The organism is Chitinophaga sancti, from assembly GCF_034087045.1.
Classification (GTDB): Bacteria; Bacteroidota; Bacteroidia; order Chitinophagales; family Chitinophagaceae; genus Chitinophaga; species Chitinophaga sancti_B.
On sequence record NZ_CP139247.1, the window covers coordinates 4,989,991 to 5,007,353 of the forward strand.

Consider the following 17,363-nt stretch of genomic DNA (forward strand, 5'->3'; position numbering starts at 1 on the left):
TTATGCTGTTACTGCCTGGTAACGTCTGGTTTGTGTTTGAATAGATGCCTGGATAAAATTGAACAGCTCATTGGTGCAGGCCGTTACTGTTTTTTCGTTGGTCTTTAAGTGCAGGTCTGGCGATAGAGGTACTTCGAAAGGATCGTTTACGCCGGTCAGGTTACGCAGTTTATCAGGATGGTTATCCGGTAGCATAGCCCGTTTATAAAGTCCCTTGGTATCCCGCTGTACAAGTTCTGTCACCGGGCAATCCACGAACACCGTTTTCACTTGTTCATAGGCGCTAGTCAGTTCCTCGCGCATGGCGTGGTATGGATTGATCGCACTGATAATGCAGATAATGCCGTGCCCGGAAAGGCGGCTGGCCACAAACCCCAGTCTGCGTATATTTTCGCAACGGTCTGCTTTGGAAAAGCCCAGGTCTTTGCATAAGAATTCCCGGTAGTTGTCTCCGTCAATGATTTCGACGGGCGTGCCATACGCCATCGCCTTCCTTTTAACACTGGTGGCAATTGTAGTTTTTCCTGCTCCGGAAAGTCCGCATAATTGAATAATCATCGCATATTGAATTTACAGGTTGACAATAAGCCGCAGATAATGGAATAACAGGTTACATGGTGGGTAAATAGCAGATGGTAGGGGACAGATAGATGATAGTTCGCAATCAATATCCTTCAGCTATGTTTGATATGGTAATGTAAATTAGTAAAATTCTTCATAAATCATTCCCGAATACGATAGATTTTTAAAAAGTATCGACAAACGGTGATTTGAAATGGTTTATGGTATCGTGTCAGTGATACTTTTTTTATACATTTATGCCCGATTTACCACCACCACCTCCGGTAATTTTTTACTTTGATGAATAAGTTAATTGTATTGTTATGCCTATGTTCCACGGTTTTTGGGCAAAGAAACATGGAGTACCTGGACAGGGGAATAGTGGTAGTACGTCATCAGCGGGATAGCGTATTCCTCAGCTGGCGCCTGTTAGCCACAGACCCCGTACAGGTGGCCTTCAATATTTATCGGGATCATCAGTTACTGAACAGTCAGCCTTTACGTAAGGCAACCTGTTTTACAGCGCCTTTGGCAGATACTACTACGGATAGTAAATGGACCGTTGTGCCTGTGATCAATGGCCGTGAGTACCCGGGAAGTGATAAATTTTTGTTAAAAGCACATATGCCTGTGCAGCAGTATCTCAATATACCTTTACTGCGCCCTGCCGGTAAGTATAGTGCCAACGATGAGACGGTTGGTGACCTGGATGGCGATGGCCGTTATGAGATTATATTGAAATGGGAGCCCGCCAATGCAAGGAATCCACCACAGACAGGACTGACAGATAATCAACTGGTAGATGCCTATACACTGAATGGGAAATTTCTCTGGCGAATAGACCTGGGTAAAAATATCGGATCAGGTGCTGCCTATACACAGCTGCTGGTGTATGACCTGGATGGCGATGGTAAGGCTGAATTAGTATGTAAGACAGCCGATGGCAGCATAGATGGTACAGGCAAAATTATTGGCGATGCAAATAAAGACTGGCGCAAACTCACAGATGAACATGATGGGAAATATGGAATCTACCTGGTCCAGACAAGTAATTAGTGATTTTAAAATTTATCAATAATGTACAAACTGTTGTTAACTGTTATCACCGCTGCTTTTTTAATGAGCGCCGCGCCGCATAAGCCCACCTTGTACCTGATAGGAGATAGTACTGTTAAAAACGGGAAAGACAAGGGAGACGGCGACCTGTGGGGATGGGGGCATTTTATCGCCGACTATTTTGATACCACAAAAATTAAGGTGGTCAATCGTGCCCTGGGAGGTACCAGCAGCCGTACTTACAGAACGAAGGGGCTCTGGGATTCTGTATTGGCAAAAATACAACCTGGTGATTATGTCATCATGCAGTTTGGTCATAATGATGGTGCGCCATTAGATGATACGGCCCGGGCCAGGGGTACGATCAAAGGTATTGGGGATGAACAAAAGGAGATCTATAATCCTATTACAAAGCAACAGGAAGTGGTGCATAGTTACGGCTGGTACCTGACGCAGATGATCAGAGAAGCAAAGGCAAAAGGTGCTGTTCCGGTAGTGTGCTCACCCATCCCACGCAATGTATGGAAGGATGGAAAAGTTGCACGCAATAATAATGATTATGGCTTATGGGCAAAGCAGGTGGCAGAGAAAGAAGGGGTTGCTTTCATCGATCTGAATACATTGATTGCAGATGTATACGACAAGGAAGGTGAGACAAAAGTAGCGGGTACTTATTTCGGTACCAAAGATCATACGCATACGATAGAAGTGGGGGCGAAGCTGAATGCAGCTGAAGTGATAACCGGAATAAAAGGAGTAAACAAGTTGAGCCTGAACAAATATCTAAAATGATCTTCCTGTTCTTTTCTAAAATACTCTTCCTGCCCTGCCGGGAAATTTGCCGGCGGGGCTAACTTTTATATTAAGAATACAACTGCACTTTCTCAATCATCTCCACGATATTTGATACCTGGAGTTTTTCACAAATCCTTTTCTTATACGTACTGACAGTAGATACCTGCAGGCTCAGTTTCTCCGCAATGTCCGCCACACTCAATCCCTTAATGAGCAGCTGCATAATATTGCTTTCCCGGTTAGAGAGCCGGTCCAGCGGGTTGATGTTATTTTTCTTCCTGGTAATATTATTAAGGAGGGTTTGCTTCAGTGCAGGGCTAAGGTATTTTTCATCTCTGAGCAGACTCTTTGTGGCATTTTTGATTTCTTCTATACCCATTTTTTTGGAGAGGAAACCATCAGCACCAGCTTCGAGATAGCGCCAGCCGAAAATCTGTTCGTCATAACTGCTAAAGATGAGTATCTTAATCTCAGGATGCCTTAAGCGGATAACATCCAGCATCTGATGATTATTACCACCAGGCATGTCGATGTCGAGAATAACAAGGTCAAAAGGTTTTGAGGACAAGATTTTCAACGTTTCTTCAAAACTCCCTGCTTCACTCACATGAACATCTTCGATGGATTTTTGCAAAATGAGAGTTGTTCCATATCGTACAACCTCCTGATCGTCTACAACTAAAATGTTAGGCATATAGTGATATTAGGTAAATATACGGGGTAACGCTTAAAGATCAAAACCTTACTGCCTTTTTTTGTAGTAAAAATTCTACAAGAGATTACAACTCTTACTAACAATTGGATATATTAAGATATATAATTTTGTTTCATGTGATTTAGTGTAGTTTGTGTGTGCAAATTTTTAAACAGCTATAAGCCGGGGCAATCCTTTTATCAACAAAACCCTCACTTCATCAGGTACAAAGAAGAGCGAACCAGCCACGCAAGAGGCGTGCTTTCTTTTTTCTAATCAGCTATTTTATTTTAAACAATGAACAATATAAGTGATTGAGCGGCGTAAGTTGCTCAAAAAGACTATTACCTATCCTATATCCCTATCCTACGTACGAACAAGGGGGCTTTTCTGTCTGGCCTCGGACGGTAAAAGCCCCCTTACTATTTCTCCTTTTGGTTAATATTTTGTACATTCATTTTTCTGTGCTTCAGAAATAAGCACTACAATGGATACTATTCTTATGCCACGTTAAAAAACTAAAACATCATCATGAGCTCTCGGAGAATTTTTATGCAACAAGCCGGCCTGATCGCCGCCGGACTTATGTTGAACCCGTCGGACATCTTCAGCAGAAGTCGCGCAAATACTGTAACTAAGATCGGTATTCAGTTGTACACCCTGCGGGATCAGCTGACCAAAGATGTAAAGGATACTATGCAGAAAGTGGCTACAACCGGCTACAACCATGTTGAAACCTATTATGGCTATACCGGGCCAAAAGAACCGGTTAAGTTCTGGGGGCTGGATCCTAAAGCCCTGAAAGCATTGCTCACCGAGAACAAACTCACTACCCACAGCGGACACTACCAGTTGAATGACTTCCTCACCAGGGGTAATGGCAAAGACGACGCCCTGAAGGCCCAGCTGGAAATCGCCGCTACCCTTGGCCAGCAGTACCTGGTAGTACCCGTACCACCCATGAACCTGATCGCCAGACTGACAGGAGCAGATTTTCAGTTCATGGCTTCCCAGTTGAACAAAGCCGGTGAACTGGCTAAGAAATCCGGCCTCAAAGTCGGCTACCATAACCACTTCTGGGAATTCAAACAACTCCCCGATGTAAAAGGAACCGGTTACGATATCCTGCTCAAAGAAACCGATCCTGCACTGGTGGTACTGGAACTTGACATCTTCTGGGCGGAGAAATCCGGCATAGACCCCGTAGCCCTTTTTAAGGCGAATCCCGGCCGGTTCGCCATGTGGCATGTAAAAGATATCGACAAGTCAGCTGCGGGCAAAATAACCGGTCCTGGTGAAGATGAGAAGGGGTTGAAAGACCTGATGGGTGAAATCAAATTTGCTGAAGTGGGAACAGGTGCGGTAGATTTCAAAAAGATCTTTGCCAATGCCAGTGAAGCAGGGGTAAAATATGCATTCGTAGAACAGGATCAGATCACTATCGATCCTTTTGTAAGTATCAAAAAGAGCTATGACTATGTAAAGTCAAATCTTTTAGTACGATAATGATATGATAAAGGGGAGGCCCTGCCTTTCCTTTACTAACACAAATGTGTTATCTGGTAATAGTTTCTTAATATACCCCCTCAAAAATAAATTAAACCTTTGTCTGTAGAATAATCAATTAACCTGACAGATGAAAGTAGCCATGATTGCCTTAATGCTGGGCCTTACAGCATTCGCATTTCCCGGGGAGGATAAATTACCGTTGAACAAAGTCCAGAGCATCGGATCCCACAACAGTTATAAGATCGCTATTGATCCAAAAGTAATGGAAGTCATCCGCCAGCATGCCGGCGAGGGCGCCAAAGGACTGGAATACACCCACATTTCACTGGAACAGCAGCTGGACCTCGGTCTCAGAGGCCTTGAGCTGGACGTATATGCGGATAGTGCAGGCGGTAAATACGTGCACCCCTTTGTATTGGAGCAGTTAGGCCTGAAACCAGTATATAACACTGATGTGATGAAGGAGCCAGGTTTTAAAGTGTTTCATATGCAGGATGTGGATGTGAACAGCAATTGTCCAACCTTCAAAATAGCGCTGGAACAATTGAAGAACTGGTCCAATGCGCATCCGGATCATTCTCCTGTATTTATTACTATGAATGCGAAAGATGAGATCTCCAAACGTCCGGAATTCACCAAACCAGAGCCATTTACTCCCGCAGTATACGACCGCCTCGACAAAGAAATTATCGATTATTTAGGAAAAGATAAACTGATCACACCTGATGATATCCGTGGCAGGGACAAAACCCTGGAAGCTGCGGTGCTGAAAGGACATTGGCCTACCGTAGGACAGGCAAAAGGGAAGTTTATTTTTATCCTCGATGAGAAGGATCCAAAAATGTCCGATTATATGCAGGGACATCCTTCACTGAAAGGACGGGTGCTATTTGTAAATGCACCTGCCGGAAAACCCGAAGCGGCGATTATGATCATCAACGATGCAATCAAAGACCAGGCACTCATTAAACAGATGGTCGCAAAAGGATACATTGTTCGCACAAGAGCAGATGCCGATACAAAAGAGGCAAGAACAAATGATTACACCAGGTACAAAGCTGCCTGTGAATCAGGTGCCCAGATTATTACAACGGATTACTATCAAAAAAGTACTTTATTTCCATCTGAGTATATCGTAAACTTTGGTAATAACGAGTATAGCCGGAAAGATATCAGATAGTTTTTATGGGCGTTTTATCGGTTGGCGTATCCGTCCTTTATCAGGGGTTTATCAGTCGTTTACCGGCGGGCGTATCCGCTTTACCAGCGTTTTATCGGCGAGCGAAAGCCTGCCGATAAAACGCCCCAGCGAAAAACGGGCTTTTGCCTTCGGCGAAAGCCCGTTTTTCGCCCCATTTTCCCGCCCCATTTCTTACTGCCCAAGCACAAACCTCAACGTCAACCCACCCGTCGTCGTCACCGTCGGACTCGACGTCGACAACACCGGTATCGTCTGCTTCCTCGTATAATAAAACTTCAAATTCATCCTCTTATTCAACACATAATCTATACTCGGCGCTATACTAATCACCTTCTGCCCCGACGTAGGCGTCGAAATCCCCCCATCCAACTGGTTATTCACCGACTTCTCATCCCTATAACTCAAATCCAGCCGCATATTCAAATCATTATCCAGCTTATGCGACCCATTCTTCCCCACCACAAACGGCAACGTCACCCCCTTCACCCGATACCCACCACCCAACGTGATTTCCGCCGTACGCGCCTCCACCAGCTGATAATCCGTCAAACTCAAACTCAATGACCTCGTCCGCTTATAATCCACATGCACATTCATATTGTTCTTCAACGTCATATCCACCCCTAATAACGGCGATAACTGTTCTATCATCGTCACATTCGGCACTGTATAATAAGGCACATAGTTCCCCGACACCGTATCTATAAAACTCGGATTCCCCAACGAGTTCTTATCCATATAACTGGAAGATGAATTGTAGGAGTTCATACTCAAATTGCTCACATAAGAGTGATTCAGTGTCAGCGTCTGTACAAAATTACTGAACGGCGCTAGTTTCGCTAACCCATCATACGTAATCCGCCAGTTCGGCAATGGAATAATATTCCTGAAAGGATTACTCCTGATCTTATCCAATCCATCCGTCGCAATCAATCCCACCTTATTCGGATCCTGCCCTGTATAAGCCGCAATGAAAGAGGATATCAGTACATTCTGCTCATACTTGCCATATCCATACATATAAGAAGCATCGCTCGTATCATAGGTAGGCGTAGAACCATCGTGCGCATAAGGGTTTTTAGACCAATATCTCTTTGACAATGTCGTTCTGTATTTTCTGAAATTCGCAAAGCTCCTCGCCAGTCCTCCCTTCATGAACAATGTCTTCAGCATAATAGAAGTGACCTGGAACCCTCCTGTCTCGTATGCATCCAGGTGCTCGTAATTCCCTCCGCCATACCTGTCTTTAAATGTTTCAGAGTGGTTCTTGGTAAATGTCTTGGTCAGCGACAAATCTATCCGCAGATTCGGTACCGGTTCCAACTGCGCCTGTATCTGCAGGTTCTGTGAGAACTGCTGTACAACCTGGTTATTGAACAGGGTATCGGCAGAAAATAATCCCTTCGCTGCCTTTTTATCCAGCCATTTTTTATCCGGCTGATAACCGAATACAAATGCCAGTCCCGGCTCCATACTCCGCCAGTTCATACCCAATGCCTGTGTACTGTCCATCCATCCTGGCAGACTCGTATAGTTGTTCTCAGAGTAGTTGATGTTCACACGCCTGAGGGATAGGATCGGGCGCAATATTGACTTCACCAGCGGAGATATTTCCGGTAGCTTTTCTTCCTTCTTCGCAGGCTGATTTTTGCCTTTCGCCGCTGGTTTCGCATTCGGATTCACCGGCTGCTTCGTGGCCGTGATGGCCTTCAGGAACTTTGATTTATTATACAGCTCCGTGAATTTAAACTCCGCCAGCACCGCGACCACCTGTGTATTTTCTATGGTGTTACCCTGTATCCTGTTTGAAAGGGAAGCCGCTGTCCACTTGTACTGCGCCGTATATTGCACAGCAAAGTTCGTCCAGCTCATGACCGGGATCTTTGACAGTGGCAGGGTATACGTAGCATTGAATGTCTGGAAGTAGTTGGTATTACGGCCCAGTTTCAGCAGGTTGTTCCATACCGTATCCCGCTTGGCAGAGGAGTTCAGTCTTCCGGTTGGCTCATCGATACGTGCATTGTTCGTCGCCGTCAGGTCTAAGCTCAGACTACGTGCCAGGTCCCACTTCAAACCATAATAACGATCAAAGGTAAAGTACTTGTTGTACGTCTCGGCCAGTTTATAATTACTCCCTACGTTCCTGAGCCGTGTAGCACTGAACTGTCTCGTCAGGTCCGCCCGGAAGCTGATCATTGATGGCAGGGGATTCAGGTTGATGTCTTTGAACAACTTCATCCACGGCGATTTACTTTTGATCGTTTTCTTAAACGGCTCCCAGAATTTGTTGGTGCCCGTAAAGTTATAGCCTAATACACCCCTGTTTTTAGTTAGCTCATAGTTCTCAGTTGTAGGACTATGCATTTTAGTGCCCGTATATGCATAGGTGAAATCAAAGTTCTCCAGGCTCCAGGGTCGCAGTTTCTTTTTACCGTCACTCAGCTTGCGCACATTGGTCACATTGAAACTGCTGGTCGTCGTTGCGTCTTGTGCCTGTGCCTTGATAGAGTCTCTTTCGTGTTTATTAGCCGCTAATTTCAGCTTTTCCTTCAATTTGATGTCCAGGTCAAACGGATCCCATTCCGGCATGCTGCTGGTTTTAGATTGCCCTACATAGAGGGGAATCGCCAATCTTGTTCTCTTAGGCAACAACTTACCCATATCCAGGCTTAATGATGCATCGTAGGAGATGAGGTTATCCTGGTACCGTTCATTCACGCTCTGGTTCACGGCCCCATATCCTGCGGTGTGCATGGTACTGGTTACGGCCAGTTGGCCCAGGTCGGCGAGCTGCATATTCAATCTGCCCGTAGCGGCATATCCTCCTTTTTCATCCAGCCCGGTCAATCGCAATTCATCAAACCAAACTTCTGCATTCTTCGTCAGCCCATCATCCAGCGGGTTGTAAATAGCCACCATCATCCCTTCCACATCTCCCAGGTTCGGGTTACCGATTACCCCGATCACATTCCCGTTTGCCAGTGTCTTCTCATACAGCGTAGCTGTAGAAGCACCTGCATTGTTACGGGTTTGTTTCAGGTTGCTGAAGTCCGATAGCGTGATGTCCATATTGTTCGCCGTAGGCCAGACAGCCGTTTGTGAGGTGGCGCCAAAGGCAGTTTTGGTCAGTGGAATACGGTATTCATAGAAGTTCTCCGTATAGTCACTACCAATGCGGATCACCGCCTGCAGGTCTTTATCTTTTAAACTGTTGTCGTCTTCTACCGCTTCTTCGTGTATGAACATCTGCAGTTTTTTATACCTGCGCAGGTCCATGCCCAATGTTTTGTATACCGCCCTTGACTTACCATCCTGCAGTTTGGACAGCTGTAAGGAAAGGGATTGCTCATTCATCAGCAGGGTGGTATTGCTGGTACTGAGCGTCGACTCGCGTGACAATCCCGGTGGCAGTACATAGTTGATAGGCGTACGGGAAGCGTTTTCTTCGATATTGACAGACGTTGTATTGAAGGTCGTATTACCATCTGTAGCTACCAGGTCGCCGGAGCCTGTCTGTAATTCGTAGCTATACTGGCGCCACTGGTTCCTGACCAGTTGCAGTTTACCAAAGCGCAGTACGACAGAATCAGAGAAATTCGTGAGGAACATACGCATAAACTGGATGGACTTAAAATCTGCAATACCACCGATCGCCGCGCTATACTGTTCGATCGGGATCTTGAACTGGTACCAGGTTTCAGTGCCGGTGCTGCCATTGGTATAGGTGACGGAGGCATCTACCTTATCTACGATGTAATTCTGTCCGATCGTCATGTTTGGACTTAAATGCACCCGGTACTGGAAATAGGACTCCGTTTCATTCATGGTATTATCAAAGTTCAGATCTTCTGACTCCGGAATATTAGTCGCCGCAGTAGAGTAGGAGGAGCCATTGGTAGTAGCAGGAGAGTTCCCGTCTGACATGGCATAGCGTTTATAACGGGCCAGGATGCCATATTTCGCCTTGTCATAATCATCACCCCTGTAGTGATGGTAGTTGTCATTACTCGGGTCACCAAGCGCCTGGGTATATACCTCTGCACTAACGCCAAAGTTGGTACGCAGCTGGTTCAGGAAGTGCGTACGGTAAGATACTTCATCCGCAGAACGCAAACCATCGTAACCTACGTCCTGGTATTCCCTTACGTCTGCATCATTGTCAAACGCCCTCGTCAGCTGTGTGGTATAGTTCGGTGTATGGCCCCAGGCAGTGGAATCATAGTTGATCGTAGTACTGGGTGCCTTCATCCCGTTCTCAAAAAACTTGTAGGAGTCTTTCAGAATATCCTCAGAAACGGCACCGAGATTGAAATACAGGTCCCCACCGGTACTGGTGGTGTTCTTTATAAATGGATCCTGTACCCAGAATTCGATATACTGTATGTTGGACGTCTCAAAGTCTGTATTGTCTAACGCACGCATGATACCACCCCAGTGTTTCTTTGGATTATTCAGCGTACCATCTGTATTCACCTCCGTACGGCTGGCTTCGAAGTTGTATGGACCACGATCATTGGGATAATACGCCAGGTCAAGGGTGGTGAGTTGTGTGGCCGTATAATCCGTAGACAGGTTCGGGAAGATCTCCTTCTGGTATACGATACGTGTACGTGGATCAGATTGGTCATCTTTGGTAATACCTGCTGGCAGATCGGAAGTACTGTTTACCTGCAGGGTAGGTTCGATGATGTACCAGGAGAGCAAAGCCCTGTTCTTTCCATAATCAACAGAATCACTCAATGTCGCTTCCGGGAACATGATATTACCTGAACTATCTGTAGCACCAGCCGGTGTAGAAGCCAGCGCCCAGCTGCTACTCGGCGTCTTCAGGTCATAGTTACTTTCTGTACCTTCAAAGTCATCAATGTATACCTGTCCTTCATTGGAACCAAATGCATTGATCAGTTTACTATGCCCGGGGAATAAGCGGGCTACTTCGCCCGTGAGGCTCACAGCGGAGGGTGACCTGGTGCTATAATTCGGTAGTTTATTTAACAGCCGGGTCAGTCCTTTCCATTCTGAATTATAGTTACCATCCAGCCCTACAACCGTGTTGTTGATCGGATCTTCGCCGTAACTCACCTTGGTCGTATACGGGCGTTCACTCATATGCACGATGGTAGAACCCAGGTTCAGTTTTTCATTCACCGCATAGTCAAAACGGGTACCCACATAGTTCCGTACCTGCTGCCCATAGAGACCGCTATTCTCAAAAGAGACGTTGATGGTAGTACCGGAACTGAGGATCCCATCATTGATGATCTTAACCTTACCCAGGTTATAATCAACTGTATAGTCAATATTCTCTGTCAGTGTTTTACCACCGGCAGTGACGGTTACAGAACCAGAAGGAATGTTGTAGGCGTTCAATGATACCTCTGACGAACTACCTGCTTTGTAGCTCCCTTTAATGAGGTACCTGTTGAGTGAAGAATACTGTTGTGCGGCCGCTTTGGTAGTATCATACAGTTTGGTATAGAGGTATTGTTTTTCCAAAGCAGCATCACCGCCAAATGCTTTGGCAAGGTCTTTACCAAAAGGTTCCAGTACGGGGAAGATGAGTTTACCATTAGATACGTCTACAGTATACCCGCTCACAAAATCATACACACCATCCGGTTGCGGATCATTGTTCGTATTCAGGTTATCGAGGTTGAGAATGGTAATGATAGGTGCACCGCTGTAAGTACCGACAGCATCCGGCAGATAGCGCCTGGGACTGGCTGCGCGGGTATCATTGCCGGGGTCATTGTAATATACATCGGCAGTGAAGTCGGTACTGCTCAGCTGATAACCACCGGTGGAATAGATGTTTTTCATCATCAGGTCCCAGATAGGCAGTATCGGACGTGCAGCAGTAGCTTTCAGCATTTTCAGGAAGAGGATGCGGCTATTGTTATTGTTACTCGCATCTGGAGGTACATCCTGTGCAAAGTCGCCGACCTTGTAGGTACGACCGTTGTAACTATATTCATATGCGACAGCAAGCACCTGGTCCGCCGAAAGTGCTGTATTCAGTGAGATGTAACCGAGTTTCTTATTCAGGGTATATTCCGTACTATCCAGTTTGCGTGCATAGGTTTTCTCATAATCCTGTACGGCAGAGAGACCGTACGATTGGAGTTGGGAAATGACGGTGCTGGGTAGCCGCGCGGCATCGTCTGCAGAGAGTTTGCTATACAGGTCGTTGATCCCGTTGTAAGGCAGTTTGCCGCTGCTTACAACGTGTACGGCATTAGTATTGTAAGGACTGTATTCAGCAAGGTCCATCAGACCTACTACGTTACGGGTGTTCGTGGTCGTTCCTGTCTTATTCGTTACCCATACCTCGATACGTGTAATGTTGGAGAGCGAACGGATACTGGGCAGGTTACCCATGGCATAGTTGAAGGTATCGCGGAAGAATTGTGCCAGCAGGAAGTTTTTATTTTCATCGTACGCATCAGATTTGAGGCTGTAGCTGGTAGTCTGATTCCCTCCTTTCAGGGTCAGTGTCTGCTTCTGTGACTTCTGGCTGGAAAGCACGCTGGTCATAGTCAGGCGGCCGAACTGTAACTGCGTCTTTACTCCAAACAAAGATTGCATCCCACTGATCAGTGTCGTGGGAAGCGCAAAGCTTACATTACCTGCTTCAATCTTTTTTATGATCTCATCGTCATAACCGGTGTATTCGAGTTTGATCTGATTTTCGAAATCATAAGTAGACTGGGTGTTATAGTTGGTGATGATCTTTAGTTTATCACCGATTTTGCCCGTCACATTCAGGTTGATATTCATATTCATATCAAACCCGCCACTGCGGCGTGCAGACTCGGTCAATACAGGGTTGTTGGTATACTGGCCTGCATAGCCCATTGATATTTCAAGGTAACCCTGTGGCTTGATATCTACTTTACTGCCACCGAATAATCTATCAAAAAGTTTATTGGATTTTTTAAGTTCAAGTGGATTGCTCCTGTTCAGGTTTCCCAGAGTGGAAGCGCGTTTCATGAAGTAATCATTCTCGCTCTTACGGGACTGCGTGTTGTAGAAATCCTGGAAACTCATAGACGTAGGATTCCTGTAATATTTATCACCGATCTTTTCGGAGATAATATACTCTTTTGTAGCAGGATCGTATTCCACGTCCCTTTTGATACCTTTAGGGTCTTTCAGGTCAATAGCATTCTGCACAGGCTCTACGAGCTCCGGAGAGTGCCTGTCCCTGATAGGATACTTTAACGTATCCACAGTATCTTTCACAGGTATCATGGAATCATATGCAGCATGATTCGTAGAAGAGCCAATTGGATAGTAACTCACGCCCCTGGCTCCCCTTGCTGCAGAATCAACCATGAAAAAGGCCACTATGCTAAATACAGTTAAGGCAGCATAGTGTTTTTTAAAACGTTTTCTAAGGGATTTCTTCACGCGTTCTTTCTATAGCAGCAATTCGTAAATACCAAAAATAGTAGCCTGTATAGTCTGACTATACGAAAAGCGGCTTCGCATCAAACGAGCATTTTTACAGTACTATTGTTTGTTGGCTACAGATAGGAGAATTGTATAGATGAAATGGTAAAGTTGATAGCTGAAGGGGCAAGACAGCCCTATATTTCGCACAAGATAGGGGAATTTGCTTTTGTAAAACAGGAATTGCGTTTTTTTACTACGAACAGCTAAAATGTATAGATGAAAAGGAAAAGTCCGCCTTCAGAATTTATTGAAGGCGGACTTTGAAATTTATTTCTTACGGAGGTACAATGCAAGACTTCCTGCCAATAAAAGCAACATAATAATATAACTGGCGAGGGATAATTTTACACCTGCATAATATGCTTCAGGTGCAAAAATGAATGTGATGGTATGGTCGCCTGCCGGAACAGACATGCCTCTCAAAGCATAGTTTACCCTGGTATAAGGCGCTTCTTTTCCATCGATATAAGCTTTCCATCCCTGGCGGTAATAGATCTCAGAAAATACGGCAAACTGTGGTGTTGCCGCCTTCGATGTATACGCAATGGTATCCTGGTGATTAAACAGTAAAGCAATGACGGCACTGGAATCAAACTGGAAATCAGCTTTCACCAGTGGTTTATATTGCTGGTCTATCACCACGGTATCTTTTGGATGGAAGGTGGTGAGTGCATTCATTTCCGCATCTGCATCCGGTACCCACTGAATGGCTTTTACAAACCAGGCATTGCCCAGCGCATCCGGATTCTGATGTACGGCAGGACCTTCCACGCCGTTGGTGATGATGTACTTTGTATTTAGCATGTTCAGTACCTGCATGTTGTTCTGACTGATCTGTCTTTCAATCAGGTCCTGGTACAGCTGCAGCTTTGCCGCATGGTAACCGCCTATGCTCTTATGATAATAAGAGGTCATGGCGTCCTGGAACGGGTTGCGGGTCAGGTTAAAAACGCGGTAGTACGGATCCTTGTCCTGCAGTATCTGCTGATCGGCAGGAGAGGCCTGAAATGGCATACTATAAGAGCCGGCATCCATGAAACTATCTTCGTTCAGATAGCGCCTGTCTACCTGCAGCAGATCGATCATGATGAGTAAAGTGATACCAATAGTCAGGTAACGCGCCTGTAGTTTCCCCTTGATAAAGAACCACAGGAGGCCAAATGCCAGTGCTGCAAAAAAGATAGAACGAAATACATCACTTCTGTACAGATCCGCCCTGTCTGCCCTTGTAGCAGCCATCAGTTTGTCTGCAATATCGGTCCGGCCCTGTGTCATTTGTACCAGCTGGGCATGGAACTGATCATCGCTATGCGGGTTGGCGTTGTCGCCGGTTGCATTGGTATACCGCATACTGGTAGATGCCAGCAGTAACAACACCAGTAAGCCCCCCATGATATAGCCAGACCATTTCAGTTTCTTCAGTAGCTCCTCTTTTTTGATTTCACCGCTGATCAGTTCCTGCAATGCCATCACGGCTAATATCGCAAATGATAACTGCGGGATGATCAATGCCTGCGAAGGTGCGCGGAACTTATCATAAAGCGGAAAATGATCGAACATAAAATAATTGAAAGCAGCAAAGTTGCTACCCCATGCCAGCATAATACCCAGCACAGAAATGCCGATCAGCCACCATTTGTGCCATGAACGAATGATGAACAACCCAAGCAGTGCAAGCAGGCACACAATGACACCCAGGTACACAGGACCTGAGGTACCTAGTAAAGACTGATCTCCCCAATACAGGTTCCAGCTGCTTACCAGTTTTTCTGCATTGTCAGCAGGTACACCGATTTCGGTTAATGTTTTATAGGTAGTAGAATTCGTGCCTAGTTTACCACTTGAACTACCTCCGTATATATCAGGGGCAATGAGCGTGAACGTTTCAAACTTGCCATAACTCCATTGAAAAGCATAATCCTTCCCATTTTGTTGTTCGGCAGTTTCACCCGGCAGTGGGCTCAATGGCGACTTGCCACCACGGGTACTTTCTTTGGAATATTGATACGTTGTCCATAGGCTCACGGCATTGGAAGCCAGTGCCAGTCCAACCGCAAGCAAAACCAGTAAACTACCTGTAATAAGGTGTTTAAACGCTTTTTCCCTGATAGAATAGACGGCATAGGCAATACCCAGGATGGCCAGTATCAGGAAGAAATAATACGTCATCTGCAGGTGATTGGCGGCAATCAGGTAGGAGAGGGAGAGTGCCATGATGCCCGTACCCGCCAGGTAACTACGCCGGGTAATGAGCACCAGGCCTGCAATGACCGCCGGCAGATAAGCCAGTGCGATCATCTTGGTATCATGGCCCGTGACGATGATAATAGGCGAATAGCTGGCATAGGTATACGCCACTGCACCGGCAAAACCGATCCATGAGCGCGTACCTAAAACTATGCAAAGCAAATAAAAACAAAGTGCGGAGAGAAACAATACATTGATCGGCTTGGGCAATCCCAGTGTGAGGATAGCAGGAATTGCACTATCAATGTGGTAAGGAGATTCCATGGCCAGCTGGAAGGTCGGCATACCGCCAAACATACTGGTGGTCCATAATGGAGGAATGCCATGCTCTTTTTTATAATCCATGGCTTCTTTGGCCATCGCCTGCCACTGCACATTATCACTCTGACTGATAACCTTATCTTCTAATACGGGTTTGCAATACAAAATCGCAAGGATCAGCAAACCCAGGATGGCTGCCAGGTGCGGTAACAGGGACTTGAACCAACTGGTTTTCATAGCAGTATATTAAGTTGTATGTTATTCCTCTTCCTCTTTAGAATCGTTTTCAATATTGCAGATATGCACCTTGGCAATACGGTGCTGGTCCATCTTCACCACTTCCATTTTCAGGTTTTTCCATTTCAGGCTATCGCCACTCTGAGGTATTTTACCCAGTTTGTCGAGGATAAAACCACCCAGGGTTACAAAGTTAGTTACATTCACTCTTTGCTGGTCGGCATCTAGACCGATTAGTTCCAGGAATTCCACGAATGGCAGCTGTCCGTCTACCAGCATACTGCCATCTTCATGGCGGATCACTTCGTATTCAAATTCATTTGTTTCAGAGATATCACCTACCAGTGCATCTACGATGTCGTTGATGGTGACGAGACCTTTGATAGAACCAAATTCGTCAACGACCATGGCCTGGTAAATGCGCTCTCTTTTATAGAGTTCCAGTAGCTGGTAAGTACGGTTGTGAACCGTCACCACCAGCAGTTTGCGGCTCAGGGCGGACAGGTTATTGATGGCAGCGTTGAAATTATCGCTGAGCAGGTCTTTGCTGTAAACAAAGCCGGTAGTGTGATCCAGGTCGCCGTTAGCCAGCGGGTACATGGTATGTTTATGTTTCAGGATCTTAGCCTTGTTTATTTCCGGGCTATCCTGGATATCCAGCCAGATCACCTCATTTCGTGGGGTCATGAGGGTAGATACATGGCGGTCGCCCAGGTTAAATACGTTTTGAATCAGGGCTTTCTCTGTTTCTTCAATCACACCGCCCTGGTGGCTTTCAGCAATGATCACACGGAGTTCCTCTTCCGTGTGTATGTCTTCATTTTCATGAACGGGGGTGATACCAATGATACGGAGGATCACATTGGCCAGGCCATTCAGGATCCAGATGAAAGGACGGAAAATGACATAGAACAATTTCAGCGGCACTGCCACTGTAAAAGTAGTCGGCACTGGTTTGCGGATAGCGAGAGATTTGGGAGCCAGCTCGCCAAATACGATATGTAGAATGGTGATAGCGAGGAATGCACAGCCGATGGCTACTTTTTGAGCGATACCTACATCTGGTTTCAGACCCAGCGAAGTAAAGAGATTGATGATCATTTCAGTCATCACCTTTTCACCAACCCAGCCAAGGCCCAGAGAAGCGAGGGTAATACCTAACTGGGTAGCTGCCAGATAGCCGTCAAGGTTATTCAGCATGTCTTTGGCTATCTTGGATACTGTTTTATTGCGACCTGAGTTTACTTCTATCTGCGAGGATCGGACCTTTACGATAGCAAATTCTGCAGCAACGAAAAACCCGTTCAGCAGCACCAAAAAGATGGTAAAAAATATTTCTAAGCTCAT

The 17,363-nt window shown here is 45.8% G+C and carries 9 protein-coding genes; 4 read left to right on the plus strand and 5 right to left on the minus strand.

The genetic code is table 11. The annotated features are described in order from the left end of the window. Entirely contained in the window at window positions 1–558 is a 558-nt protein-coding gene (cysC, locus tag SIO70_RS20420; RefSeq protein ID WP_320573830.1) for an adenylyl-sulfate kinase, read from the minus strand. Window positions 559–861: 303 nt separating this feature from the next. On the opposite strand from cysC, the gene SIO70_RS20425 reads away from it, so the two are divergent. Next, window positions 862–1,617 (plus strand): hypothetical protein, encoded by a 756-nt coding sequence (locus tag SIO70_RS20425; RefSeq protein WP_320573832.1) that lies wholly within the window; start codon window positions 862–864, stop codon window positions 1,615–1,617. A gap of 21 nt (window positions 1,618–1,638) precedes the next feature. Beyond that, window positions 1,639–2,409, plus strand: coding sequence for a rhamnogalacturonan acetylesterase (locus SIO70_RS20430; protein ID WP_320573835.1), 771 nt, complete (start codon window positions 1,639–1,641; stop codon window positions 2,407–2,409). Window positions 2,410–2,479: 70 nt separating this feature from the next. On the opposite strand, the gene SIO70_RS20435 is transcribed toward SIO70_RS20430, so the two are convergent. After that, entirely contained in the window at window positions 2,480–3,106 is a 627-nt protein-coding gene (locus SIO70_RS20435) for a response regulator transcription factor (protein WP_320573837.1), read from the minus strand. 531 nt (window positions 3,107–3,637) lie between these two features. Here SIO70_RS20435 and SIO70_RS20440 point away from each other — a divergent pair. Both SIO70_RS20440 and SIO70_RS20445 read left to right on the plus strand, forming a co-directional pair. Then, a complete protein-coding gene (locus tag SIO70_RS20440; protein WP_320573839.1) occupies window positions 3,638–4,612 on the plus strand; it encodes a sugar phosphate isomerase/epimerase in 975 nt (324 codons plus the stop codon). Window positions 4,613–4,742: 130 nt separating this feature from the next. Further along, window positions 4,743–5,795: a phosphatidylinositol-specific phospholipase C1-like protein gene (locus SIO70_RS20445; RefSeq protein WP_320573841.1), complete on the plus strand. Its 1,053-nt coding sequence runs from the start codon at window positions 4,743–4,745 to the stop codon at window positions 5,793–5,795. Between the two features lie 192 nt (window positions 5,796–5,987). Here SIO70_RS20445 and sprA read toward each other — a convergent pair whose 3' ends face one another. The 3 genes from sprA to SIO70_RS20460 form a co-directional block, all read right to left on the minus strand. Beyond that, window positions 5,988–13,226, minus strand: a complete 7,239-nt coding sequence (gene sprA / locus SIO70_RS20450) for a cell surface protein SprA (protein ID WP_320573843.1) — start codon at window positions 13,224–13,226, stop codon at window positions 5,988–5,990. A gap of 312 nt (window positions 13,227–13,538) precedes the next feature. Beyond that, window positions 13,539–16,016 (minus strand): YfhO family protein, encoded by a 2,478-nt coding sequence (locus tag SIO70_RS20455; RefSeq protein WP_320573844.1) that lies wholly within the window; start codon window positions 16,014–16,016, stop codon window positions 13,539–13,541. A 21-nt stretch (window positions 16,017–16,037) separates the two neighbouring features. Next, window positions 16,038–17,363 carry a hemolysin family protein gene (locus tag SIO70_RS20460; RefSeq protein WP_320573846.1) on the minus strand — a complete coding sequence of 442 codons (1,326 nt, stop codon included), beginning with the start codon at window positions 17,361–17,363 and terminating at the stop codon, window positions 16,038–16,040.

Bases quoted from the DNA above. Each gene is read 5' to 3' on its own strand.
- SIO70_RS20435 (WP_320573837.1), bottom strand. From the start codon at position 3,106: ATGCCTAACATTTTAGTTGTAGACGATCAGGAGGTTGTACGATATGGA.
- SIO70_RS20455 (WP_320573844.1), bottom strand. From the start codon at position 16,016: ATGAAAACCAGTTGGTTCAAGTCCCTGTTACCGCACCTGGCAGCCATC.
- cysC (WP_320573830.1), bottom strand. From the start codon at position 558: ATGATTATTCAATTATGCGGACTTTCCGGAGCAGGAAAAACTACAATT.
- SIO70_RS20440 (WP_320573839.1), top strand. From the start codon at position 3,638: ATGAGCTCTCGGAGAATTTTTATGCAACAAGCCGGCCTGATCGCCGCC.
- SIO70_RS20445 (WP_320573841.1), top strand. From the start codon at position 4,743: ATGAAAGTAGCCATGATTGCCTTAATGCTGGGCCTTACAGCATTCGCA.
- SIO70_RS20425 (WP_320573832.1), top strand. From the start codon at position 862: ATGAATAAGTTAATTGTATTGTTATGCCTATGTTCCACGGTTTTTGGG.
- SIO70_RS20460 (WP_320573846.1), bottom strand. From the start codon at position 17,363: ATGAGCTTAGAAATATTTTTTACCATCTTTTTGGTGCTGCTGAACGGG.
- SIO70_RS20430 (WP_320573835.1), top strand. From the start codon at position 1,639: ATGTACAAACTGTTGTTAACTGTTATCACCGCTGCTTTTTTAATGAGC.